The organism is Microcoleus vaginatus HSN003 (genome assembly GCF_022701255.1).
GTDB classification, from domain to species: Bacteria; Cyanobacteriota; Cyanobacteriia; order Cyanobacteriales; family Microcoleaceae; genus Microcoleus; species Microcoleus vaginatus_B.
On the sequence record NZ_CP031705.1, the window covers coordinates 365,460 to 390,333 of the forward strand.

18 protein-coding genes are annotated in these 24,874 nt (G+C 46.5%); 8 read left to right on the forward strand and 10 right to left on the reverse strand.

What is annotated here, in order from left to right:
- Nucleotides 1–245: 245 nt before the first annotated feature.
- On the forward strand, nucleotides 246–1,994 hold the full coding sequence (locus D0A37_RS01585; RefSeq protein WP_242720339.1) for an ABC transporter ATP-binding protein: 1,749 nt from the start codon (nucleotides 246–248) through the stop codon (nucleotides 1,992–1,994).
- Nucleotides 1,995–2,260: 266 nt separating this feature from the next.
- Here the strand turns inward: D0A37_RS01585 and D0A37_RS01590 are convergent, their stop codons facing one another.
- Nucleotides 2,261–3,376, reverse strand: a complete 1,116-nt coding sequence (locus D0A37_RS01590) for a fatty acid desaturase (RefSeq protein ID WP_242720341.1) — start codon at nucleotides 3,374–3,376, stop codon at nucleotides 2,261–2,263.
- A gap of 609 nt (nucleotides 3,377–3,985) precedes the next feature.
- Nucleotides 3,986–4,153, reverse strand: a complete 168-nt coding sequence (locus D0A37_RS01595; RefSeq protein WP_242720343.1) for a hypothetical protein — start codon at nucleotides 4,151–4,153, stop codon at nucleotides 3,986–3,988.
- 80 nt (nucleotides 4,154–4,233) lie between these two features.
- Here D0A37_RS01595 and D0A37_RS01600 point away from each other — a divergent pair, with 80 nt between their 5' ends.
- Nucleotides 4,234–4,470: a hypothetical protein gene (locus D0A37_RS01600; RefSeq protein WP_242720345.1), complete on the forward strand. Its 237-nt coding sequence runs from the start codon at nucleotides 4,234–4,236 to the stop codon at nucleotides 4,468–4,470.
- Between the two features lie 101 nt (nucleotides 4,471–4,571).
- Nucleotides 4,572–5,039, forward strand: a complete 468-nt coding sequence (locus D0A37_RS01605) for a hypothetical protein (RefSeq protein WP_242720347.1) — start codon at nucleotides 4,572–4,574, stop codon at nucleotides 5,037–5,039.
- Nucleotides 5,040–5,113: 74 nt separating this feature from the next.
- Here the strand turns inward: D0A37_RS01605 and thiO are convergent, their stop codons facing one another.
- Both thiO and D0A37_RS01615 read right to left on the reverse strand, forming a co-directional pair.
- The gene (thiO, locus tag D0A37_RS01610; protein ID WP_242720349.1) at nucleotides 5,114–6,211 is read right to left on the reverse strand and encodes a glycine oxidase ThiO; all 1,098 of its coding nucleotides are present in this window, start codon (nucleotides 6,209–6,211) and stop codon (nucleotides 5,114–5,116) included.
- A gap of 151 nt (nucleotides 6,212–6,362) precedes the next feature.
- The gene (locus tag D0A37_RS01615; RefSeq protein ID WP_242720351.1) at nucleotides 6,363–6,701 is read right to left on the reverse strand and encodes a 2Fe-2S iron-sulfur cluster-binding protein; all 339 of its coding nucleotides are present in this window, start codon (nucleotides 6,699–6,701) and stop codon (nucleotides 6,363–6,365) included.
- A 75-nt stretch (nucleotides 6,702–6,776) separates the two neighbouring features.
- Between D0A37_RS01615 and cimA the strand changes: the two genes are divergently transcribed.
- Together cimA and D0A37_RS01630 are read left to right on the forward strand one after the other, a co-directional pair.
- The gene (gene cimA, locus D0A37_RS01620) at nucleotides 6,777–8,432 is read left to right on the forward strand and encodes a citramalate synthase (protein WP_242720353.1); all 1,656 of its coding nucleotides are present in this window, start codon (nucleotides 6,777–6,779) and stop codon (nucleotides 8,430–8,432) included.
- Nucleotides 8,433–8,774: 342 nt separating this feature from the next.
- Complete coding sequence (locus D0A37_RS01630) at nucleotides 8,775–9,410, forward strand: WD40 repeat domain-containing protein (RefSeq protein ID WP_242720355.1); 636 nt, start codon at nucleotides 8,775–8,777, stop codon at nucleotides 9,408–9,410.
- A 243-nt stretch (nucleotides 9,411–9,653) separates the two neighbouring features.
- On the opposite strand, the gene D0A37_RS01635 is transcribed toward D0A37_RS01630, so the two are convergent.
- The 6 genes from D0A37_RS01635 to D0A37_RS01655 all read right to left on the reverse strand — a co-directional run bounded on the left by D0A37_RS01635 (nucleotide 9,654) and on the right by D0A37_RS01655 (nucleotide 20,592).
- A complete protein-coding gene (locus D0A37_RS01635) occupies nucleotides 9,654–12,953 on the reverse strand; it encodes a DUF4347 domain-containing protein (RefSeq protein WP_242720357.1) in 3,300 nt (1,099 codons plus the stop codon).
- Nucleotides 12,954–13,593: 640 nt separating this feature from the next.
- Nucleotides 13,594–13,722: a hypothetical protein gene (locus D0A37_RS28825; RefSeq protein WP_278187132.1), complete on the reverse strand. Its 129-nt coding sequence runs from the start codon at nucleotides 13,720–13,722 to the stop codon at nucleotides 13,594–13,596.
- Between the two features lie 14 nt (nucleotides 13,723–13,736).
- Nucleotides 13,737–17,567 (reverse strand): DUF4347 domain-containing protein, encoded by a 3,831-nt coding sequence (locus tag D0A37_RS01640; protein WP_242720359.1) that lies wholly within the window; start codon nucleotides 17,565–17,567, stop codon nucleotides 13,737–13,739.
- A 772-nt stretch (nucleotides 17,568–18,339) separates the two neighbouring features.
- Nucleotides 18,340–18,744: a DUF4347 domain-containing protein gene (locus D0A37_RS01645; RefSeq protein ID WP_242720361.1), complete on the reverse strand. Its 405-nt coding sequence runs from the start codon at nucleotides 18,742–18,744 to the stop codon at nucleotides 18,340–18,342.
- Nucleotides 18,745–18,862: 118 nt separating this feature from the next.
- Entirely contained in the window at nucleotides 18,863–19,036 is a 174-nt protein-coding gene (locus tag D0A37_RS01650; protein ID WP_242720363.1) for a hypothetical protein, read from the reverse strand.
- A gap of 68 nt (nucleotides 19,037–19,104) precedes the next feature.
- Nucleotides 19,105–20,592, reverse strand: coding sequence for a hypothetical protein (locus D0A37_RS01655; RefSeq protein ID WP_242720365.1), 1,488 nt, complete (start codon nucleotides 20,590–20,592; stop codon nucleotides 19,105–19,107).
- A 74-nt stretch (nucleotides 20,593–20,666) separates the two neighbouring features.
- On the opposite strand from D0A37_RS01655, the gene D0A37_RS01660 reads away from it, so the two are divergent.
- The 3 genes from D0A37_RS01660 (at nucleotide 20,667) to D0A37_RS01670 (ending at nucleotide 24,777) form a co-directional block, all read left to right on the forward strand.
- Complete coding sequence (locus D0A37_RS01660) at nucleotides 20,667–22,328, forward strand: ArnT family glycosyltransferase (protein ID WP_242720367.1); 1,662 nt, start codon at nucleotides 20,667–20,669, stop codon at nucleotides 22,326–22,328.
- Nucleotides 22,329–22,619: 291 nt separating this feature from the next.
- Entirely contained in the window at nucleotides 22,620–23,042 is a 423-nt protein-coding gene (locus D0A37_RS01665) for a cbb3-type cytochrome c oxidase subunit I (RefSeq protein ID WP_242720369.1), read from the forward strand.
- Between the two features lie 487 nt (nucleotides 23,043–23,529).
- Nucleotides 23,530–24,777: an MFS transporter gene (locus D0A37_RS01670; RefSeq protein ID WP_242720371.1), complete on the forward strand. Its 1,248-nt coding sequence runs from the start codon at nucleotides 23,530–23,532 to the stop codon at nucleotides 24,775–24,777.
- Nucleotides 24,778–24,874 lie beyond the last annotated feature (97 nt).

Genomic DNA, 24,874 nt, shown 5'->3' on the forward strand with positions numbered 1-24,874 from the left:
CAAAGCAGAATTTTTATTAAAAATTCCTTAACCTGTGTTTTCGGTCATCTACCTTTCGATAGAGCTTCTCTTATTTTTTCAAACTTCTACCTTCTATCGCAACCGCCAAGACTATTAAGACGTTCTTAATTGCTGAAACATGAGCTGAAGATTGCGCCTTCCTTCTTCCTTCTTCCTTCTTCCTTCTTCCTTCTTCCTTCTTCCTTCTTCCTTTCCTCAATCAATCTCAAATTACGCACTAACAAATGGCTCGTTATTCTCGACTGCAAAAACTCGGCTCTTATATGCGCCCGCACTGGAAGCCAACATTCTGGGGCATTTTTTCGCTGTTAATTGTCAATGCTGTGGGCGTTTACATTCCCCTGCTGATTCGGAATTCAGTGGACACTCTCCAAGTTGCGACTAAATTTGACGAAGTTTTCAACTTCGTGGCACTAATTCTGATCCTCGCCTCAATTATGTGGGTAATTCGGATGGTGTCGCGGATTCTGCTGTTTGGCGTGGGGCGTCAAGTAGAATTTGACCTCAAACAGCAAATATTTAATCATTTATTAACATTAGAACCGTCTTATTTTGCCGCCAATACGGTAGGAGATTTAATTAACCGCGCTACTTCCGATTTGGACAATATTCGGCGCTTGGTGGGGTTTGCAGTGCTGAGTTTGGCGAATACGGCATTTGCCTATGCTTTGACTTTGCCGGTGATGTTGGGGATTAATGTAAGGCTGACGTTGTGTGCGATCGCAGTTTATCCTTTAATGCTGGTTTTGGTGCAGTTATTTAGCGACAAACTTCGCATCCAACAGTTAGCGGTGCAAGAGGAATTGTCGGCGATGAGCGATTTGATTCAGGAAGATATGAGCGGGATGTCGGTAATTAAAATCTACGCTCAAGAAGAAAACGAACGCCGAGCTTTTCGCAATTCCAATGCGAAGTTGCTATCAGCAAATTTGGAATTAGCAAAAACTAGAAACTTTATTTTCCCCCTGCTGGGCGGTTTGGCAAGCATCAGTTTGTTGGTGCTACTTTCTGCTGGTGGCGGGGCAATTGCTAATGGTCAAATTAGCATTGGCGATTTTGTGGCGTTGCTGATTTATGTCGAGCGTTTGGTATTTCCGACGGCGCTGTTGGGTTTCACAATTACTGCTTACCAGCGAGGAGAAGTGAGTGTCGATCGCATCGAATCAATTCTGACTGTGGAACCGCAAATTAAGGATGCTGCCGATGCAGTTGAACTGCCAACTCCCGTCAAAGGCGAAATTGTGGCTCGCGATCTAAATTTTACTTATCCGGGTGCTAAGACACCCGCGCTTAAAAATGTTTATTTTACTATAAAACCGGGCGAAACTGTCGCAATTGTCGGGGCGATCGGCTCAGGAAAATCAACTTTAGCTAATGCGCTGCCACGCTTGCTAGATATCGATCCGGGTCAGTTATTTGTAGACGGACAGGATATTACTGAGGTAAAATTGACGGAATTGCGCGGGGCGATCGCCTACGTTCCGCAAGAAAGTTTTCTGTTCGGCACTACCATCAAGAATAACATCCGCTACGGAAACCCTTTAGCGGAACAGCCGGAGATTGAAGCCGCGGCAAAACAAGCGCAAATTCACGCCGAAATCCTCAACTTTCCGCAGCAGTACAAAACAGTTGTCGGCGAGCGCGGCATTACTTTATCCGGCGGACAGCGGCAGCGGACTGCACTTGCTCGCGCTTTGTTAGTTGACGCCCCGGTGTTAATTTTGGATGACGCTCTTTCCAGCGTTGACAATCAAACTGCTACCGACATTTTGCGAAACTTGGCCACGGGAACCGATCGCAAAACAGTAATTTTTATCTCGCATCAAATGTCAGCGGCGGCTAGTGCCGATCGCATTTTTGTGATGGAGAGAGGAGAAATAGTTCAGAGTGGCACTCACCTTGAATTGGTAGGGGAAAAAGGGCTTTATAAGTATTTATGGAACCAGCAAAAATTAGAGGAATTGCTGCATTGAAAAGTGACAAATACTTGGAGTCATCTATAGTTAGACCCTAGATAAGTAGGTTGGTGCAAATAAACTGGTCACGAGGAGGGCGGGTTTTGTCAGAATAAACTGGCTGCTAGCATAGGCCCCGGCTAAACCCGCCCAATCCATGTAATTTTTATTTGTAACCAGCTACTTAACTCGGAAAGTTACGGTTAAAATTTATCTCACTAGCTGCATCCCTAATCATAGGATTTGGGTTATAAAAAAGCAACCAAATTTTTTGCAAACCGATTTTAATTAGCTACATTACTGAAGGGAATTTCTTCTTGTTCTTGAAATAATTTAATCGATTGCAGACTATCTGAAGCAGCATCCCAAAGAATGAATTGGAAGCAGTCAGGAATATCGCGAATTGTTAGGGATTTTGAATTAGCCAGCAGGTGAATATTAGCATTGTGACAAGCCCGAAGATTATAGTTAGGTATACGCTCAGAGAGATGATGAATATTGTGGTAAGCAATATCAGCCGAAAACCAATTGAGAATAGTTGGTAATTTTAGGTAACTACTGCCTTCAATTGCGCCAAGAATATAGTCCCAACCCTCAGCTTTATGAGCGTAGGAACCGTCAAAATTATGCTGAACAAAGAAAATACAGATAAATATCGCTGCAGAACAGGTCATGACAATTGAGTAAACACTCCAGAAAAAGCCAAATCCCAGTAAGTTGCTCAGATAAATCCAGCTACCAACCACACAAATATTGTTGAAGAGTAAATCCCAAAACTCAGCCGTCGTATACCAATGTTTGGATTTATAAGAACCAATGATTGCAGATAAACCCATGCCAAAATCTTGAGTGAGACAAGCAAAAATATGTCGGATAAAACCAGTAATTCCCAATAGCAGCGCGAGTCTTGGCTTAATAATTAGATAGAAAAAACCACCGGGAAAAAGCATCAATGGGTGTCTGAGTAACTGATAGATTTTTTGACTAAATGGACTTAGGGCCGCAAATTGTTCGGTGGATATCAACGCCGAAGGGCCTCGGTACATATCCCAATTACCATTATGTTTGTGGTGATAAGCGTGTCCCCTCGACCAGGGGTACTGAGGAATCGCATTGATGATACCTAGCAGAAAACCCATAATGCGATTGACTTTTTTGGAACTAAAAAGAGAATAGTGCCCGCAATCGTGCATCAAAGAGAAACAACGTCCTGAAAAAAGTGTCATCAACACCATTATCGGCGGGAGCAGGAATACAGAAATGGCAGCCGCTTTAAATGCTAAAAACCATAAGAATATATAAGGAACCACTGTATTGAGTATTTGGCAAGTAGCTGTCAAATTGTTGCTCTTCATATAAGGAGCTAGCACAAAATCTGACTTTTTGATCACGTTTTTCATTCAGTATATCTATGGTGTGCGGATAAGTGCTTAGCTTACCATCAGGAGAGGTCGGCTATTTTTGGCATTGTTTTATTGCAGGTAATTGGGTAACTGGCGGTTGAAAATTGACCCATACTTTACAAAAGTGCGGATAATATTTAGTTCAGTAGCTCCTCCTTTTGGTGGTTGCGCCAAGCTGAAATTTATCCCAGATTTGACGTACTTAATCATAACAAACTGCCGTACTAATTGCTAATCATTGTAGCAAATTAATTTCTAATTTATCCTTACGTGTTAGGAGAAGAATAATTTATTTGGTGGGATTTTCTGTTGCCATGATTTGAAGAAAATTTGAGATAGCGGATGGCTCTCTTGACTGTCGTTGCCGATCATCTTTGGTAGACAATTAATTCAGTTAGGAATGGTAAGTGATGCAGAACAGTATCAACCTGCCACTTCACAGGTGTATTGATAGGCACATTGACAGGACAAATCACCAGGCATCAACCAGGCGTGAAAAATCCATTTCAAGGAGTGTATCCAATGGTCAGCATATTTTGGTGAATGAACAGATTCTGTCAATACCCAAAGCTACCTGGCCGCTTGTTATCTTCAACTCGCATTGGTTTATTGCTGCCCCCCTGTAGCAGACTTTACCATATTTTTCAGCGCGGGAACAGTCTGCAATAAAGCATCTGTCTCTAATTTCCCACTCAAAAATGCTTTCAAGGCTTTCTTTATTTCCCGGTTGTTACCAATCCGAGGATATTCCCATGCCTCAGCGAGAATCGTCATAACTCAACTTTGTTTGCAGAAAAAACTGTGAAGCGTGTCAGCAGCCGAGCAAATTGCTGCACCCGAAGGCATTAATATGATTGTTGGTTGCACACGATCGACCTTCGGTGATGTATGCCGCTATTTTTGCTTGCATCGTCTGTGGCACACTTTACTGTACCGGGTTCTACCCCAACTCGATCGCAGGTTCAAAATTTTGGCGACTGGCGAAAACTTTTTATTGGCGGGCTATAGGGGCGAGGGACAAACGGCCCATCTCGGAAACCAAAGCTGACACAACATCCAGAACCGCAGAGGATTTTGGCTCAACTCCTTGAGAAGAGAATTTGAGGAGCGATCGCAATTGGCTGCGTTTTTTGTGCTCGGAGATAGCTCGGATTTGCTACAATCTAATCGCACACGCGACTAGAAATGGGTTATGACCGAACTATTAGATGAGACGCTTTCTATTGAAATGGCCGCTCGCATCAAAAGCAACCGTAAAAACTGCTTTGACAACGCCTGTAAAGCAGCGTTAGCCACCGAGGGCGCGATTTATGTTCAAGGCTTTTTAGCCGTGCCGGGAGTGCCATATAAACCCCTCGAATATAGCTGGATTGAACTCGACGAGCGAATTGTTGACCCAACCTTTCCCCATCTCGGTTTCATCGCTCAAGACATTCATTACTTCCCAGTCCAGCGCTTCAGCGTCAAGAAACTCAAAGCAATCCTAGAAGAATCAAAAGAAGATTATCCTGAAGACGACCCGCTGCCGATTTATGGCAATCAACCTTATGAATATTACGGCGATTTGATGTTAGGCGGTAGCGATTACCAAGATGCTTACGATTTGGCTGCCGCTAAATGCAGGGAATTAAACCAACCCAAAAAACAGGATGCGAACTAATTCAAGACTTACCAAAAAATGGTTTGGCGCGCCTATTATAGCAGTAAGGTACGCTGCACCTCACGTATAGAGGTTTAAGTAAGTGCTGAAGCTCCAAACCTCGAATAATGAAAAGCAGCCAATAACGGATCAGAGTTCTGATTCCCAATCAAATCAGCCAACAATTTAGCCGTCACCGGAGCCAACAAAATGCCATTGCGGTAATGCCCCGTCGCCCATGTCAAATTCTCCCAAGCACTAGCACCTAAAATCGGCAACTCATCAGGAGTAGCCGGCCGAAATCCCCACCAAAACTCCAGAATTGGATAGTTTTTTAATTCGGGATATAACTTAATGGCTCCTGCTAGCAAACTTTGGATTCCCGCAGGCGTATTTCCCGGTCTAAAATCCACATTTTCGCTAGTTGCGCCAATAATAATTCTGCCATCTTGACGTGGCACAATATAAATGCCAGTCCCGAATAGAACGGTTTGTAGGGGCTGGATAACTCCACAATCTTCTGGTACACATACTGACAGCATTTGTCCCTTTCTTGGAAAAACAGGAATATCCAATAATTTCTCAGACCAAGGGCCCGCAGCCAAAACATAACGGTCAGCTTGTAATTTTCCTGCCGTTGTTTCCACTCCAAAAACTCGGTTTTTAGGCCGAATAATTTCTTCTGCCCTGCCTTGAATAATATCAATTTTTAATTCTTTGCTTGCCAATTGAAGCGTCCGAAATAAAGCGCGGTTGTCTACTTGAGCGTCGTCAGGATACCACCAACCGCCAATTACTTCTTGACCTAATCCAAACTGGTGCTGGCGAACAGTATCTCTGTCCAACCATTGATAATTAAGGGTTGACAAAAGTGGCTTTTCTTGAGGCTCATTTTGACAAACTGGTGCGAGAATTCCCGATCGCCAATATCCCGTTTTTAATCCGGTAATATCTTCTAGCCGTTCCACCCAGGCAGGATACAGTGCGCGGCTTTGCAAGCACAAATCCAGCATCGGACTGGGGGGAATTCGTTCGGCTTGCGGGGCAAGCATTCCAGCGGCAGCCCGGGCGGTCGGTTGTTTAGAATCGGCGGTGAGAACTGCGACAGATGCCCCTCGCAGTTTCAGTTCTACTGCTAGCGAAAGGCCAATTATTCCGCCGCCAATAATCAGAATATCTTTAGATGAATTCATTAACTTTTATATGGACTTTCTGGCTTTTTTGACCTCTCGGCTTTCTTTAGGGTAAGGTGCGCTAAGCACACCTTACAGTTAGAATTATTATGCAAGTCTTACAGATTATCTGGCAAGGCGATCGTCCTATCTGCCTTTTTTAACAAAAAATCTATGCTTGGGGGTTCCAGACAGTTTCAGAACCTTGACCCCAGAAACCGTCATATTTTGTCACCTTAATATCGCCTAAAACCTTGGTTTGGCAGGACAAACGGCGATTGGAGGCGGAAGAATGGGGAGGAACCGAAAGTCTGGCTTTTTCGCGCCACTGGGACTCGGAAACTTCGCCCTCGACGGTAACGGCGCAAGTGCCGCAAGTGCCGAGACCGTGGCAGTTGATGACTTTGGCGTTGCCGTTGTAGACATCGATGCCGTTTTTGAGCAAAACTTCACGGAGATTCGCTCCGCGATCGCACTCAAATGTTTTTCCTTGCGCTTGTACCTTGACCACAGCAATTTACCCCAGTTAGATTTATGTTAATTTTCCTATATATTATCGCATTAAATTCAAATAAATTCATCTAATATGGTAAGTGATATATTACCAATTTCTCGATCGCAATTTCCCATGACAAATCGGCTCTGGATCTACGATACCACGCTGCGAGACGGTGCTCAGTGTGAGGGACTCTCCTTATCTCTCGAAGACAAACTGCGAATTGCTCGACAGTTAGACAGTTTAGGAATTCCCTTTATTGAAGGCGGCTGGCCGGGGGCGAATCCTAAAGACGTACAATTTTTTTGGCGTCTCAAAGAACAGCCCCTAACTCAAGCAGAAGTTGTAGCTTTTTGTTCGACTAGGCGACCGGGAACTACGGCAGCTAATGATGAAATGTTGCAGGCTATTTTGTCCGCCGGTACTCGCTGGGTAACACTGTTTGGCAAGTCGTGGGATTTGCACGTTATTGAAAGTTTGAAGACGACGCTAGAAGAAAATCTAGCGATGATTCGAGATACAATTGAATATTTGCGGAGTCAGGGAAGGCGCGTTATTTACGATGCAGAACACTGGTTTGACGGCTACAAACACAATCCAGATTATGCTATTAAAACTTTAGAAGTTGCCGCCGATGCCGGTGCAGAATGGCTAGTGCTTTGCGATACTAACGGGGGTACTTTACCTCACGAAGTCACTCAGGTTGTTTGCGATGTTTTAAAAGCTTTAGGAACCAATCGCGAAAAATCTATACAATTAGGAATTCACACTCACAACGACTCGGGAGTGGCGGTTGCTAATGCTTTGGCTGCTGTGCGGGAAGGGGTGACGATGGTACAGGGAACTATTAACGGTTACGGCGAACGCTGCGGCAATGCCAATTTATGTTCATTGATTCCTAATTTTCAGCTAAAGTTGGGTCATAATTGCATTGAAGACGAGCAATTAGTTAGATTAACTCAAGTAAGTCGCTCGATTAGTGAAATTGTCAATCTTGCTCCCGACGATCATGCTCCTTTTGTCGGTCTTTCGGCTTTTGCTCACAAAGGCGGAATCCACGTATCGGCTGTTGAGAAAAATCCGTTAACTTACGAACATTTGGAACCGGAAAAAATTGGCAACAGGCGGCGAATTGTGATTTCGGATCAAGCTGGTTTGAGCAATGTTTTGGCGAAGGCTCGCACTTTTGGCATGGATCTCGATCGCAAAAATCCTGCTTGTCGCCAAATTTTGGAAAAATTGAAAGATTTGGAAAGTCAGGGATATCAATTTGAGGGTGCTGAGGCGTCTTTTGAATTGTTAATGCGGGAAGCCTTGGAACAACGGCCGCCGTGGTTTGAAATTAAGGGATTTCAAGTCCACTGCGATAAGGTTGGCGAAGATTGTACGGCTTTGGCCACGGTCAAATTGTCAGTAAACGGTACAAATATTTTGGAAGCTGCCGAAGGAAACGGCCCGGTTTCGGCTTTGGATGCGGCTTTGCGGAAAGCTTTGGTGAATTTTTATCCGGCGATCGCCCATTTTTACCTGACAGATTACAAGGTGCGGATTCTGGACTCCGGCTCGGGAACTTCTGCTAAAACTCGCGTGTTGGTTGAGTTTAGTAACGGTCAAGACCGCTGGACGACTGTGGGGGTTTCTGGTAATATTTTGGATGCTTCTTATCAGGCGGTTGTTGAAGGTTTGGAGTATGGTTTGGTGTTGGGAGATAGGGAGGCGATCGTTTTAACTGTGTCGAGTTATTAGGTTGAGGGCAAAGAGAAGTTGCCTGAATAAGCTGTCGCGCATTTAAATTGCATATTCGAGGCGGGCGGGACACCCCACAAGAGTTTTATTGTTTTTTGACATACAATTTAAATGCCGCAACAGCTTATCGATGTTTAAATAGATACCAGGCGATTTCATATCGTTTCCGGTTGGACGAGCGACATGATATAGAGGACACGCAGTAGTGAAGATAAAACGATTAAATTCTGGCAGTTCGACGGAACGCTGCTGAAAACTATAACAGGGCATGGGGCGGGAGTTTGGGATATCTCCGCAAGTCCAGACGGTCAGCTACTCGCTTCTGCCAGCGACGATAAAACTGTGAAGCTGTGGAAGCCAGACGGCACTTTGCTGAAAACGTTCAAAGGACATCGCGCTAGGGTTTACGATGTGGACTTTACCCCCGACGGCAAGAGGCGCGTTTCCGTCAGTGGAGATGGTACAGCTCGGTTGTGGAGCTTGGACGGTAAATTTTCCAAGACTTTGAAAGGTCATGGCAGTGGGGTTTGGGAAGTGGCTATCAGTCCAGACGATCGCACTTTGGCAACTGCCAGCAGGGATGACACGATTAAACTCTGGACGATCGATGGCACTTTGCTCAAAACCCTCAAGGGAAACACTAGAGGCTTGATGGCAGTTGATTTTTTCAGTCGTGACGGTCAAATACTGGTGGCGGGAGGCTCAACTGGCGCACTCAAACTTTGGAAAACCGACGGGACAGAAATAACGACGCTAACCGGACATGAAGGAAACGTTTGGGGGGCGGTGTTTAGTCCCGATGGTAAACAGATTGCCTCTGTTGGAGACGATCGCACAATCATTTTATGGGATCTAGAGCGTATTCTCAAACTTGATGAACTGGCTTATGCGTGCGATCGCCTCCGAGATTACCTGCGAACAAATGCCGATGTGAAGGAGGAAGATAGACATTTGTGCGATCGTCTTAAAACGGATTAATATCAAGTCCGCTTTATTAGGAATAATAGATTAATATGTGTGGGCTAGAGCATCTGAGGATTAGAAGATATTTATCATTCTTGGCTACTTTTTATTAAAAAATGCTATAATAAATCCGGCTTAACTACTCCCTTTATCTCTCAGTCTGCAGAGGCGCACTTCGTTTGTTTAGTAGCGGTTTCAACCGCCGAAGGATACGCAGAATGATCGAGGGTATAGCCAAACCGGATTTAATTATAATAACTACAGAGTAATGAAATCGCTAGCGGTGAGAATACCGGGGGTAATACCGTTAAGCTTAGCTAACAATTGATTGGTGTCCGTCACAGTAATCAAAGTCTGATTGTTGCTGGAAGTAATACTGAGTTGATTAAAACTCAAACCAGAATTCAACCCAATTAAATCCTCTCCCTTACGGAAATCATTAATGATCTCGCTACCCGAACTTTGATTTAGGAAAAACAGATCATTTCCCGAACCACCAGTCAAAGTATCCTCCCCAACATCGCCGGAAAGGAAATCGTCCCCAGCACCGCCGCTGAGAATATCATTACCTTTGCCGCCGTAGAGGGTATCGTTACCGATGTCGCCACAGAGCACATCGTTTTCATTGCCTCCCAACAGCAAGTCGTTGCCATCACCGCCATCGAGACTGTCGTTTTCTTTGCCGCCGTACAGGGTGTCATTTCCCAAGTCACCAAAAATTAGGTCGGCACCTTCATTGCCAAAGGCAATATCGTTGCCGTTTCCAGCATTAATGGTGTCATTTCCTAAGTTGCCTAAAATGTAGTCGTCGCCATCTTCACCCAGCAAGATATCGTCATCTTTACCGCCGAAAATGCTGTCGTTGCCAACGCCGCCGGCAACTGTATCATTGCCGAGATCTCCCCTCAACAAGTCGTCGCCCTCACCACCAACAACAGTGTCATTATCCTTGCCAGCGTAGATGGTATCGTTGCCAGCGTCGCCAGAGATGAAATCGCTGCCTTCATTGCCGAAGATTGAGTCGTTATCTGCGCCGCCGTCAATGTTGTCATTGTCGGCCATGCCGTAGAGAGTATCGTTGCCGGCGAGTCCGTTAATTGACTCGTTGATGCCGCCACCCATGATGAAGTCGGTAGTGTCGCCGCCGTTGATAGTTTGTTGGACGGGGTTGGGGGTGATGGCGCCAGGGTCGAGTTGCGGGGCGTTGAGGCTATCGAGTAGGCAATCATCTGCAGGCGGAGTTGGCGTGGGCGTGGGTGTCGGTTCGGGTGTGGGCGTGGGAGTTGGTTCCGGTGTCGGAGTCGGAGTCGGTTCCGGTGTGGGAGTCGGAGTTGGTTCCGGTGTGGGAGTCGGAGTTGGTTCCGGTGTCGGAGTAGGAGTCGGCGCGGGCGTCGGAGTAGGAGTCGGCGTCGGAGTCGGTGTCGGAGTCTCAGTAGGAATCGGCGTCGGAGTTGGAGTCGGCGTGACTGTAGCGTTCAATTCATAAGCGCCAATATCAACGATCGCACTTCCGTTATTATCGCCATCTTGAGGGCGACTCACACCGCGCTGATCAGCAGCCGGCGCGCCCGCACCAGTACCAGTATCAATTGCCGGACTTCCTGTTAGCAGCGGCAGCACGAAAGCGCCGTTAATATTTTCCAAAGGGCCGAGTAAGGGGTCTGCGATCGTCACATTTGCCGTAACATTACTATCATTAGGATCTCCGGTCGTCAGTTTAGCGGGAAATTGAATATTGTTTCCCCCATCGATTAGCTCCCGTCCCGTGTGCTGCCTAGTTTTAAAAGAGTTACTTGCGGTATTCCTATCAAAAATCGAATTCTTGACAGTAATTGGCGATTTCACCGGATCGTTAAAAGTAGCAATACCTCCCGAAAATTCAGCGGTATTCTTAGCAAAAGTCGAATTGACGATGTTAGTCGAAAAGGAATCTCTGTTAGCGACAAGCATTCCTCCGCCCTGCTTAGCAGCGCTGTTGCCGGAAAATGTACTGTTGACAACGCTGATATTTCCATTCCCTCCTGACCACAAACCGCCCCCATTATCTTCAGCTTGGTTATTAGCAAAAGTGGAGTTTGTTACCGTAAGATCCACATTTCCGTGACGAATTGCGCCTCCTGAACCTCCAACTCCTGCTAAATCCTTAACAGCTTTATTGTTAATAAAAGTGCTATTTTCCAAAACTATCTTATCTTCAAGATAGCCAAATAAAAACCCTGCTCCTCCTTCTCTGGCTCCGATATTGCCATCAAAAACGCTGTTGCGAATAGCAATAGTTCCGGCAACGGGGCCGGGGGTTGCATTGGGCCCAGAAGCATTAGCACCATCGACGTAAACTGCCCCGCCAACGCCTTTATCTGTCACGTTGCCGGTGAATTTAGAGTTTTCGATTGTCATGCTGCCCAACAGGTTATTAACAGCTCCGCCGTAGCTGCCTTTGTTGTTGGTAAATTCGCTATCTCTGATAGTCAGAACACCGCCGCTTTTAGTGGCGATCGCGCCGCCACCACGTTCGGTATTATCCGCTAGCGAACCGTCATTGCCGCTAAACTTGCTGTTAATTACAGTCGTCGTGCTGCGAAAACCCGTGTAAATGCCGCCACCAAAACCGGCCACATTATTATTGACTTGGCTATTTTCTAAAGTTAAAGTGCTGCTACCTCCTGTTTGAATGCCACCACCGGCGCTAATTGCCTCATTATTCGGATCGGTTCCAGAAACTTTGCCGTTGGCAATAATCAGGTTTTTTAGAGTAACATTTGTTGCACCTTCTGTGCGGATTACCCGCGAAGTATTGTTGCCACTGATGGTTAAATTTGCTGCACCAACGGCATCAATTGTCAAGTTTTTGTTGATGACAAGTTGACCGGAAGTGAGAGTAATTGTTTGGCTGGCAAGAGTCGAGGCAAATTGAATGGTATCGCCGGCTGCTGCGGAGGCGATCGCATCTCTCAATGAACCCGGCCCGCTATCATTACTGTTAGTAACGGTAATAGTTGCTAAAGCCCCTTGATAATCCGCCATTGCGTCTGGAGTCAAGGCTAGCGGTGCTTCAATATCACCCTTGGCAAACTCCAAATTCCAGTTACCACCGCGGCCAGTGCGATCGCTAGATGCCGCAATATCAGCCCCGGTTAACTCGCCTAGGCGATCGACAAAATCGCTTCCCGAACCCGCAGCCACATCGCAACCATAAAGCACCATATCTGCTTTGTCGCTTAGCGCATTTCGCCAATCTTGCAACTGGCTTTCATATTGCGGCAAATTATCCGAATTCAGCGTTGCAGAACCTAACTGCAAACTGCCAGAATTGCCGTGAGAAAAAATGTGAACTTGGTCTACAGTTTCCCCCGCAGCAGAAATTGTTTGCAGTTTCGCAGTAATTTGCTCGACTCCGTTACCATTTTTATCTAAAATGATGATCTCTGCACCGGGAAGCACGCCACCGGCAAGAGTTTGATAGTCATCTAAGTCGGGATCAATGAAGACAATAGATTTAGAACCAGCATTGCGGAGAACAGATTGTGAATCCATGTTGGTGGCAAAAGTTGAACTCATTTGGCATACCCATGAGAATGTTTACTATTTGCTGGTAGATTCACCTTGAAAGCAGAAGGCTAGAGATGCAGAAGGCAGCAGGCAGAATTAAAACCTCGGTGAGCCATCGGGGAATTTAAAATTTATTTAGGTAAAAAATTAATTTTATCCCTAAGTTCAATCCCCGAAGTGTCTCCATAATCAGCTTTAGCTGTGTGAGAATTGCGAGCTTTTTAGCAATTAACGGCAGAGGATGTAATGTAAATAGTCCGTGACTGGGAACCTACCTCTATGTTTAGGTTGGCAATGCCCACCATTAGCGATAGAAATAGTGCATCAAACCATTTGGCCGCCTGGGTCAGATCAAATTCATAAAAGATTTTCTGGGCTGCCAAAATTATGACAATTGCTCTAGCTAGTACCTGATACATTCACCTTAGATAAAACCAGGAAAATCGCCTAAAGATTTGATTAATTTAACTTTTTTTGTGGCTCGAAAAAAGTTCCCCAAAATCAGAAATTTAGTGACTAAAAAAGCTGGCTTTCTTCCAGCGGTGCTTATGGCTAGCCAGCTCAGGAGTGCACTAGACGGATGTGCCTCATTCTAGGTGTGGGCGATCGGCAATAAACAAGATTTATTACCGATCGCGCTTGAAAACAATCAGATCGAGCGATCCTCTTCGTTAGCGTAGCCCCCGTAGGTGCGGGCTGCGCTAACGTCATCCACAAATTTCAGGAGTTTGAGAGCTTTCTTCACCACTTCTAAGCAGGCTGGCTGCTTAGAGTGCACCCTACCCCAGGCAGTTAGATTGTTACCTGAGTGAAATCGCTAGCGGTGAGAATACCGGGGGTAATACCGTTAAGCTTAGCTAACAATTGATTGGTGTCCGTCACAGTAATCAAAGTTTGATTGTTGCTGGAAGTAATACTGAGTTGATTAAAATTCAAACCAGAATTCAACCCAATTAAATCCTCTCCCTTACGGAAATCATTAATGATCTCGCTACCCACACTTTGATTTAGGAAAAACAAATCATTTCCCGAACCACCAGTCAAAGTATCCTCCCCAACATCCCCGGAAAGGAAATCGTCCCCAGCACCGCCGCTGAGAATATCATTACCTTTGCCACCGTAGAGGGTATCATTACCGATGTCGCCACAGAGCACATCGTTTTCATTGCCGCCCAACAGCAAGTCGTTGCCATCACCGCCATCAAGACTGTCGTTTTCTTTGCCGCCGTACAGCGTGTCATTTCCCAAATCGCCAAAAATTAGGTCTGCACCTTCATTGCCAAAGGCAATATCGTTGCCGTTTCCGGCATTAATTGTGTCATTTCCTAAGTTGCCTAAAATGTAGTCGTTGCCATCTTCACCCAGCAAGATATCGTCATCTTTACCGCCGAAAATGCTGTCGTTGCCAACGCCGCCGGCAACTGTATCATTGCCGAGATCTCCTCTCAACAAGTCGTCGCCCTCACCACCAACAACAGTGTCATTATCCTTGCCAGCGTAGATGGTATCGTTGCCAGCGCCGCCAAAGATGAAATCGCTGCCTGCATTGCCGAAGATTGAGTCGTTATCTGCGCCGCCGTCAATGTTGTCATTGCCGCCCATGCCGTAGAGAGTATCGTTGCCGGCTTGTCCGTTAATTGACTCGTTGATGACACCGCCCATCATGAAATCGGTACCTTCGCCGCCGTTGATAGTTTGTTGGGCGGGGTTGGGGGTGATGGCGTCAGGGTCGAGTTGCGGGGCGTTGAGGCTATCGAGTAGGCAATCATCTGCAGGCGGAATTGGAGTCGGAGTCGGTTCCGGTGTAGGCGGAGTCGGTTCCGGTGTAGGCGGAGTCGGTTCCGGTGTGGGAGTTGGAGTCGGTTCCGGTGTCGGAGTTGGAGTCGGCGCGGGCGTCGGAGTCGGAGTTGGTTCCGGTGTCGGAGTTGGAGTGGGTTCCGGTGTGGGTGTCGGAGTCTCAGTAGGAATCGGCGCGGGAGTTGGAGTCGGCGCTGGCGTCGGCGGAGTAGGAGTCGGCGCCGGAGTCGGTTCCGGTGTAGGCGGAGTCGGTTCCGGTATCGGAGTCGGCGCCGGAGTCGGTTCCGGTGTCGGAGTCGGTTCCGGTTCCGGTGTCGGAGTCGGAGTTGGTTCCGGTGTCGGAGTCGGTTCCGGTTCCGGTGTCGGAGTCGGAGTTGGTTCCGGTGTCGGAGTTGGTTCCGGTTCCGGTGTCGGAGTTGGTTCCGGTTCCGGTGTCGGAGTTGGTTCCGGTTCCGGTGTCGGAGTTGGTTCCGGTTCCGGTGTCGGAGTTGGTTCCGGTTCCGGTGTCGGAGTCGGTTCCGGTTCCGGTGTCGGAGTCGGTTCCGGTTCCGGTGTCGGAGTTGGTTCCGGTTCCGGTGTCGGAGTTGGTTCCGGTTCCGGTGTCGGAGTTGGAGTCGGTTCCGGTGTCGGAGTTGGAGTCGGTTCCGGTGTCGGAGTCGGAGTCGGTTCCGGTGTCGGAGTTGGAGTCGGTTCCGGAGTCGGAGTCGGCACCGGGACGACACCCCCTCCAAATTCAAAAGAGCCGCTGTCCACGATCGCACCTGCAATGCTGTCGCCATCTTGAGGGCGAGCCACGCCGCGCTGATCAGTAGCGGGTGCACCGGTGGCAATCCCTGTATCAATTGCCGGACTTCCTGTCAGCAGTGGCCTGACTAAAGCGCCGTTGAGGTTTTGCAAAGGGCCGAGTTTCGGGTCTGCGATCGTCACACTTGTCGTCACCTTGGTATCGGTGTTAATCAGCGGCCACTGAAAATTCCCTCCTTGATCGCTATATTGGGCGGTGGCGTGTTGCTGAATGCCCCAAGGGTTTCCTCCGTTAGCCGCTGTATTGTTGGAAAGAATCGTGTTTTTGAGGGTGACATTATTGGCATCGGCGAAGATACCTCCACCAACCCAGCCTGCAGAATTATCGGCGATCGTCGTGTTGAGAATGGTTGTGGGTGCACCAAGAGTCATTGCACCGCCGAGTTTGTTGAAATCACCAGCAGCAAACGCCGTGGAGTTGCCAGAAAACGTACTGTTAGTAATCGTAGTAGGGGCATTTCGCATCCACAGCCCGCCACCTTGATTGCCGGCTTTGTTGCCCGCAAAGGTGGTGTTGGTAATGGTCAATCCCTGGTTGGTGCTGTCGCTCAAAATCGTTACCCCACCACCGTTTCCAGGATTTCCACCGTTGGGTAGCGCCAGAATTTCGTTATTTTGGAAGGTGCTCTTTTCCAAAATAACCTTGTCTTGGCTGCCGGTGAACAGATAAGCTGCGCCTCCTTCACCTCGACCTTTATTGTCTTGAAATACGCTATTGGTAATCTTAATTGTGCCGGAAGCTTCGCTCGGATTGCTGGCTCTGTCTGTGTAAACTGCGCCGCCAAAACCCCTTAAAAACGGATTATCTTGGCCTGTTGCGTAAACGGCTGCAGTGGTATCGTTGCCGATGAATCGGGAGTTGTCAATTGTCAGCTTACCTTGAAGGCTGTTAATTGCCCCGCCGTTAATTCCTTTGTTGTTGGTGAAGTCGCTGTTGGTGACTGTAAAAGTTTTGAAACTCAAAAAGCCGATCGCACCTGCACCGCGTTCATCGTTAGCGGAGGTGGCCACGTTGCCGTTGAATTTACTGTTGGTAACAGTCAGGGTATTGTTGAAATTACCAAAAATTGCGCCACCACCTTTATCGGCGACGTTGTTGTTGAACTGAACGTTTTCTACTGTGAGGTTTACTTCGTCGGTTGTGCCGATTGCGCCACCTCGATCGGTAGTTTTGCCGTTAGTAATAATCAGGTTTTTGACAACCAAATCGGTAGCAGTTGCAACGTTGGCATTGACAAAAAAGGCGCGGGATGCGTTGTTACCACTGATAGTTAAACCCGCTGCGGCGGCGCCGTCAATCGTGATGTTTTTGCCAACGGGAATATCGAGTTGACCGCTGGTGAGAGTAATGGTTTGGTTGGCTAAACCTGGAGCGAAGGTAATGATATCGCCGGCAACAGCGCTGGCGATCGCAGCCCTTAATGAACCCGGCCCGCTATCGCTATTGTTGGCTACTACGATCGTAGCTAAATCACCTTGGTAACTTGCCATAGCCTCTGGCTGCAAGGCTAAGGGAGAATCAATTTTGCCCTTAGCAAATTCCAAATTCCAGTCGCCGCCACGGCCAGTTGTGTTGGTGGATGCCGCAACGTCAGCCCCGGTTAATTGACTGAATCGATCAACGAAATTAGCACCTGTACCGCCTGCTACATCGCAGCCGTACAGCATGATGTCTGCTTGTGGAGCTAGTGAAGTTTGCCACTTTTGCAACTGGCTTTTGTATTGCTCTATGTTATCTGAACCCAGAGCAGTATTGCCAAGCTGTAGGCTGCCAGAACTGCCGTGAGAAATAATGTGAACCGAGTCTAGCGCCCCCTTAGTAGAGGCGTATTTTTCCATCTCGGAGGTGATTTGTTCGATGCCGTTTTTGGTGCGATCGAGTATTACTACCTGCTGTCCCGGCAGCACTCCCGCTGTAATTGACTCGTAATCTTCCACGCGGGAGTCAATGAAGACTAAGCCGCGCATTGGCCGTTTTTCAAAAGAAGATTTTGAGTTAATTTGAGCGAACGTAGAACTCATATTGAAGACTCCATTAAGGGCATTATTAGTAGATACACCCCGGATTAATCTCATCAGGCTTATTTGATTACATCTTAACACCAAACTCAAAAAATGTACACTTTTATAAAAATTTTTGTTTGATTTATTTTGATCCCAATTTACGTTGTGGGGACCTTCTATAAGGGATTTTTTGGCTAATACCGCTGGGAAGCAATAGCAAAATTTATCGGAATGTTCAAATAAATTCCGGTGTTACATCCAAATTTTTTTAACCTTATGTGGCTAACGATAGCCTCCTTTTAGGTCTTAGAAAATCGGGCAGTAATTTTCCAGTCAATCAATTTTATTAATTATATTTATGAGTTTTTATATGAGTGTAATATTTCACTTATATGCACAAGGTAGTAGGGATTATCTACCTTTATTTCATCCCCTCTCAAACTGAATTATGTACATTTGGAATAATTATATATGCTTTGAAATTGCTAGATATTCGCTCCACCCAAATACTGCTGCTAAGGGGTTTTGGTCGCCTTTACTAACAGTAAAAAGTCTGATATTAAATAGAGGTTAATGGCTGGGGAGCAATTTGTTTGTAGGCGGGGGCGGACACGGTGAGGGCTGCTCTCGTCCCTAAAAACGGGATTAAAATTATTCAGGGGGATTGGATAGGATTGCAGATTGAGTCCGATCAAATCGTTGATTGCGATCGCGCCTGCGTCCCTAATTACAATGGCATTGGGCCCAGTCGCCTTCGGTACGTTCTACACCCTCCATTAAATAACTCTCCTTAATTAGCAAACAGTCGATCGCGCCCAGCGCCGTTGCTGAGTGTATCACTATCTCGATCGGCATAACACCACCGAAGCCCGCGTTTTTTACTCAGGCAACTGTACCCTTTTTGCAATTGACTTTTGTATGGTTCCAGATAATCTGAAGTGAGGATAACAGAGCCTAATTGCAGTTGGCGAGAGCTTTCGCCACAACTTGTGAAAACTTTGTCAATCTCTCTAAGGATAGAGGCATATTTTTGAAGTGCCGAGGTAATTTTCTCGATGCAGTCAGATTCCCCAGCCAAAATTTCGGAAACACAATATTCACCGTCATTAATGCTGGAGTCATTGAATACAAATCTTTTGGATGGGGGATTTGCGTATTCTGGGGCGGGAGTCGTTTCCCTTAAAGAAGTGAACATATTCCGTCCTCCAAAAGTGAGTTGAGCGCTAGATAAACCCCTGGACTCAGACCGCCAAAAGCTGCTAGCTACCTTGTTTATTCCGCTGATTCTTATTTAACCTATCTATCAGTTTCTCCTATTTTTGCCACGCTGCCATCCGCGATCGCACGGAATTTATATTCTGCGTGTTTTCCCTTACTTCCGGCAAACGCGAAATTACCGAGCGATCCGCTATCCTCTCCGTGATACCACTTTCACGAAAGAATCCAACCGTAAGCCCGTGCTTGAAACCTCGATAGTCTTGAGTCATTCCCCCATCTAAAATCTAAAATCTAAAAGGGTATGACACTTTGTAAATTGGCCTCCCAACTGCACCCCTCAAGATTCTGTGGAAGATGGGGGTTTTTTCCCTGCATTGCGAATATTAATAATCTTGTTGAGCGCCTCAAACCAAAAAGCAGCCCCCATAGAAATAGCTACGCCGCTCAATATCCAACCAAACAATTTTGTAATCAAAGCCGGCCACAATAAATTCCCCTGCTTATCTCGTTCTAAGCTGTTCTGTTCGCTCCATCCAAAAGGCAGAGCTACCTGATCCAAAGCTCGATCGACATCCTGTTGAACTTTTGACAAACTGGTTAAATTATTTGATTTAGTCTTAGCATTGTTTGTCACCAACTGCTGAGCGTACAAATTAACAGTCGATCGCAACATCGAATCCTTCGACAACCGATTAATAATATGAATGCTATCAGCATTAGCAGCCACAGCGATCGCAGTTCCGATCAAAATCGCTACCCCTCTGGCATTCCGCTTGTAAACGCCAGAAGCACGCTCCATCGATTGGTCAAACCAAATTTCAATTTCTTTCTGAAACCGCTGCAACTGCTCTTGAGTATCTCCGCCGCCTTTTTCAGCGCGCTGCGCTAAAATATAAAGGCTACGTTTCAAAGATTCTGGCATACTGTCCAAGGTTTCTTGAATTTGTTGATAAATCGGACTCTCCTCTTTTATATCCATAATTTCTGCTACCGTATATTGACTTTTTTTAACAGTATTTAACAGATTGCTGAAACTCGGTTGCAGTTGCCCTAGCAGCGCCACCCGCTCAATTTTGCTGTCAAGACGAGCCTTGACAAATGCCATATGCCTCTGAAATTCTCTCCCTGCTAGCTCGGCTTCTGGTAGATAAACCTGAGAATCCTTAATATAAAATCCTAGCTTTTCCGACATCCGATCCAAGCTGTTGTTCAAACTTGCTAAATTGTTTTGATAATCTTCAACAACTCGATTGAACTCCGCAGTCAGCCATCTAAATTCTTGCTCAATAATCGGTTTAGTAGCCTCCGGCAAATTCAAATTAGCTCCAATTTGTTTAATTTGTGCTAATTGTAAATCTTTAAATCTTTCCAATCGGGTTTTAGAGATAGAGCTGATCAAAGTAGAAACCTTTAAAGTATCCAAAAGGCTAGCCGAAAAACTCTCTGCTGGAATATAAGAAGGCCCACTGGATTTATTGCCGAAAACATTTTTAGTACCGGTAACTCCGTGGTACAAATCCCCCATGCGGTGCGTAACAGAGCGGAATCCCTCTGATAAAAGCCCTTTGGCTCCCTGATTCAAATCCTTGATCATGGGATTGGCGTAAATCGAATGAGCCAAATGTGCAACTCGCCTAAATTGCAGGGGATCTTTCGCGCCTTCGCTGCCTCCAGAAATTAGCACTTCGATCGACTTCTTTAAATGTTCCGCCCGCCACTGCCAAACAGTAGCAATCAGTTCCTGAATTTCCGAAGCTAGCAAGCTTAAAGTCAGGTAGATAAAGACTAAGCCAATGATAATATCTATAATTACAGGCAAGTTCATGGTATTTTCCTAGTCGCAAATAACTGTTGTCTAAGTTTACCTTCTGTTTGGGACGCTCAAAACTCTCTTAACTTATGTCAGAAATCTTTCCATTCCTAAGCCGCAAACCGAAAAATCGCTGGAATGACAGCTTTACAGACAAAGTGTGGATGCTGGCTTTTCTGTTGGCTGCAGTGCTGATTTTCGGGCTGAATCTGGGCGGCGTGGCTTTGCGGGATTGGGATGAAGGCATTGCAGCGCAGGTAAGCCGCGAAATTTGGCGAGGCAACTTAAATTGGCTGTATCCGACGATCGACTCAATGCCTTATTTCAACAAACCGCCGCTGCTACACTGGCTAATCGGGCTGTGTTTTGCAGCAGGCGGTGTCAGCGAATTGACGGCGAGGTTGGTACCGGCGATGCTGACAGCCACTTCAGTGCCCTTGCTTTACCTCATTGGCAGGGAGTTGTTTCCGCAGCGTTTGACATCCATTTTTTCTGCCCTCGTTTATCTGACGCTGTTACCGGTGGTGCGGCATGGACGTTTGGCGATGTTGGATGGGGCAGTTTTGTGTTTTTTGCTGGGGGCGATGTGGTGTTTGCTACGATCGCGCCGCGACTTGCGCTACGCTTTGGGGGCGGGGATTGGGTTCGGACTCATTTGCCTCACTAAAGGCGTGATGTTGGGGCTGCTGCTGGCTGCTGTTGGCTGTATTTTTTTGGCTTGGGATACCCCGCGACTCCTTACTTCTGCGTATCTTTGGGGCGGATTCGCGATCGGAACATTGCCAGTAGCGGCTTGGTATTTTGCCCAATGGCTGCACTACGGCCAATATTTCATCCACGCTAATTTAGTTAACGAATCTTTCCGACGCATTTCGGAACCTGTGAGCAGTCACAAAGGCCCGCCCTGGTATTATATTTTAGAAATTTTAAAATTAGCTTGGCCGTGGCAGTTATTTTGGCTACAAGGGCTGCGTTTGAGTTGGGAAAATCGCAATTTTCCAGGGCCAAAATTAGTATTGGTTTGGACGGGAGTATATCTGCTGGCTATTTCTGTGATGAAGACTAAATTGCCGTGGTATGTTTTGCCAATTTATCCAGCTTTTGCTCTTGCCGTTGGCAGTTATCTCGCTGAAGTTTGGGAGCAACTGTGGCTGCCGCCAGAACCGATCAAAGAGGAAGCAGAAGAACATTTTGATGCTATTTCTTTGTTGCCTCATCCCGCGATTTTGGCAGTGCTGGCTGTAGTTGCTGTCGTCGGTTGCGTGTACTTCAGTGGCTTAGTGCAAATTGGGAAATACATTGTGCCGATCGAGCGAGATTTGCAGTTAATGCTCATGGTTGTAGGTTTGACAATGACAATGGCGGCCGTGTTGCTGCACCGCAAAGACCGGCAGTTTATATTAGTTTTAATTTGGGGAACTTACCTGACGCTGTTGGTATTGGTGGCTTCTGATAACTGGGTTTGGGAATTGGCCGAGGATTATCCGGTTAAGCCGATCGCCGAAATTGTCCGCACAGGAACTCCGGCCGGTCAACAAGTGTTTACTTCTCACCGCTTGGGTCGTCCATCGCTGAATTTTTATAGTCAACGCCAAGTTATTGTCGCCGACGCGCCGACGCTCAAACAGAAATGGCAAACTCTTCCTCAACCTTATTTTCTGTTAGAAAAACCCGTTTTAAAACATTTAGGTTTGCAGAATGCTGAGGTTGTCAAAACAGCCGACGATTGGGTTGTGGTAACTAAAAAGTAAGTTAATAGTTAACAGTCCCCTCCTTGGGGTGGGTGAGATAAATGCGTGAAATGAAATTCGTCTGAAAGCGCTAACCCAAGCGTATTGCTGTCTTTTCTGCCTTGGAGGTGATTCCCCTCACCTTGATTGGCTTTGAGGTGTTGCAAACGCTGAAGCTTTCAAGGGAGGCGGAAGGTTTCTATCGCTGGCCCCTACGGTTCTTTATTGCTACCTGCGTTTGGAATTTGGTGGGGGCAGGGGTGTTTGGTTTCCTGATACAACCCGCCCAGTATTCTCTATTACTCCCAAGGCTTGAATACAACCGCTATTCACGCGCATGGAGCGTTGTTTGGGGTGTATGGGTCACTGGCGTTAGCATTAATGTTGTTTGCCCTGCGCGAATTTACGCCGGAATCGGTATGGAATGAGAAGATGCTGAAGTTCTCGTTCTGGTTGTTGAATATTGGCTTGGTGGTGATGCTGCTATTTGGGCCGATTCCGAATGGTTTTTACCAGCTTACCCAGTCGATCGATTACGGAACTTGGTATGCACGGGGTGAAACGGTGATGGGTTCGCAATGGATGCACTGGACGGTTTGGACAAGGGTTCCTAGGGATGTGATCTTTTCTATTGGAGCGTTGGCAATGTTTATCTTGGTGGTGCGAGCGATTATTGCGATTTTCCGCACTCCCAGTCTACCAAGTCAGGAGAAACCTTATCCCATTGAAGGCTAAAGCGGGTTTTTTAGCTTCAGGATTGTGGTCAAATTTTTGATTTTCTTGAGAATCCTCGAAATTCTATTTCGGGGATTCTTCTTTCACGGAGCCGACTTTAATGTGTAGGTTTTCTCGCCCCACATTCGATTCATAGGGAAATTGAATGCGATCGCAGAGCCATCAAACAAACAATTTTGTGGGATTAAAAGATTTCTGTCAATGGGTAAATCCTAGCTTTGTTGATAGCCTGAACTAATAAGTCTTATAAGAAATTCTGTATCTAAATATACAGTTTTTGTATAAATCATGACATTTATCAAGTTATCCTGACATTTAAGAGCTAGATTCCACACCTTACCTACAAAATTTGTAAGCTCCAGAGTTGAGAAGGTACTCCAAGCTTTTACCAGGCTAGGGACTTTGGTTGTTGGCGTTGGGACTCCAGCTAAGTTCTCAGATTTTAGTCCTCCGTGAAATGTGATATGAGTTGAAATCTCCCAAATCCATGCCGAAACTCAAAGAATCTTTTAATCACCTCCATACCGAACCAGCCGATCCCGCGATTCGCCTAAAGCAGCATAAAGATTTGTTTTCCTGGCTTTCGATCGCTGCGGGGCTAATTTTTCTACAGGGGTACATGATTGCTCCCCTGATTCCACGTTTGGCTGAAGTTTTTAATGTTCCGGTTCAGGAAATCGGCTTTATCGTTCCAGCCTATATGCTGTCCTATGCACTGATGGCATTATTCTTCGGCCTCCTGTCCGATCGCTTTGGTCGATGGTCTATTATTCGCATCTCGCTTGCTCTTTTTGTCATTTTCACGGCTTTAACTGCCACTGCTCAAAATGCTTCGCAGATGGCAACCTGGCGGCTATTAACCGGGATTGGAGCAAGTGGTGTGATTCCCCTTACCTTCGCCTTAATTGGCGATTTATTCCCGTTTGATCAGCGAGGTGCCAAGCTAGGATTGGTGTTTGCAGCAATGGAAGGGGGAATGGCAGCAGGCTCTGCGGGGGGAGCGATTCTTGAGCCATTTGTAGGTTGGCGATCGCTCTTTATAGGTACTGCTGTCCTTGCTGCTGTTGTGCTTTGGCGGCTTCATCCTTACGGCTCTTTATTTGATACACCAAAAGTCACCAAATTACCGCCTATTCGCCAAATCTTTAGGGGATACAGCCAGATATTAGCCACCTTTCGGGGAAAGCGCACATATACTTATGTTCTGTGGAATGGTATCTACCACTCTGGGGTATATACATGGCTAGGGTTGTATTTATCGCAACGGTACAACATGGATGCCTTGAGCATTGGGTTAAACATTCTTGGGTACGGCATTCCCGGTTTATTGCTGAGTTCTTTCATTGGTCAAGCTGTTGATCGGTGGGGACGGCGTTGGCTCGTTCCAGCAGGGTTGGTAATGGCTGCTCTGGCTGGGATTGGAATGATTTTTGAGATTCCGCCAATGGGAACGACGATCGCAGTTCTTTTTTTGTCTTTAGGGTATGACCTGACTCAACCGTTGTTTGTCGGAATTGTGACCGATCTCGGAGATGACAACAATTTGGGGCAAACGATGGGACTGAAGGTATTTACTCTCTTTACTGGATTTGGTGTAGGCAGTATCATATTTGGCGAGCTACTGCGCTTTGGATTTGGACATTCTCTTGCGATCTTTGGTGGTATTCAGTTGATAGCTGGTTTGATCGCAGTCCCCATATTCTGGCAGGAAGTCCCCTCTCGATTACGGGGTTAGCGATTGTTGCCCAACCCAATGTTGCCTACATCAATACTGCTCAAATCATTGCGCTTACTGCTGGTGACAGTTGGGGTGCGGAATGTGGGATCTAACA

Excerpts from the sequence above, each read along its gene's own strand:
- cimA (WP_242720353.1), top strand. The coding sequence starts at position 6,777 with ATGGTAAGTGATATATTACCAATTTCTCGATCGCAATTTCCCATGACA.
- D0A37_RS01645 (WP_242720361.1), bottom strand. The coding sequence starts at position 18,744 with ATGTTCACTTCTTTAAGGGAAACGACTCCCGCCCCAGAATACGCAAAT.
- D0A37_RS01640 (WP_242720359.1), bottom strand. The coding sequence starts at position 17,567 with ATGAGTTCTACGTTCGCTCAAATTAACTCAAAATCTTCTTTTGAAAAA.
- D0A37_RS01635 (WP_242720357.1), bottom strand. The coding sequence starts at position 12,953 with ATGAGTTCAACTTTTGCCACCAACATGGATTCACAATCTGTTCTCCGC.
- D0A37_RS01660 (WP_242720367.1), top strand. The coding sequence starts at position 20,667 with ATGTCAGAAATCTTTCCATTCCTAAGCCGCAAACCGAAAAATCGCTGG.
- thiO (WP_242720349.1), bottom strand. The coding sequence starts at position 6,211 with ATGAATTCATCTAAAGATATTCTGATTATTGGCGGCGGAATAATTGGC.
- D0A37_RS01670 (WP_242720371.1), top strand. The coding sequence starts at position 23,530 with ATGCCGAAACTCAAAGAATCTTTTAATCACCTCCATACCGAACCAGCC.
- D0A37_RS01650 (WP_242720363.1), bottom strand. The coding sequence starts at position 19,036 with ATGACTCAAGACTATCGAGGTTTCAAGCACGGGCTTACGGTTGGATTC.
- D0A37_RS01590 (WP_242720341.1), bottom strand. The coding sequence starts at position 3,376 with ATGAAAAACGTGATCAAAAAGTCAGATTTTGTGCTAGCTCCTTATATG.
- D0A37_RS01655 (WP_242720365.1), bottom strand. The coding sequence starts at position 20,592 with ATGAACTTGCCTGTAATTATAGATATTATCATTGGCTTAGTCTTTATC.
- D0A37_RS01595 (WP_242720343.1), bottom strand. The coding sequence starts at position 4,153 with ATGACGATTCTCGCTGAGGCATGGGAATATCCTCGGATTGGTAACAAC.
- D0A37_RS01585 (WP_242720339.1), top strand. The coding sequence starts at position 246 with ATGGCTCGTTATTCTCGACTGCAAAAACTCGGCTCTTATATGCGCCCG.
- D0A37_RS01605 (WP_242720347.1), top strand. The coding sequence starts at position 4,572 with ATGACCGAACTATTAGATGAGACGCTTTCTATTGAAATGGCCGCTCGC.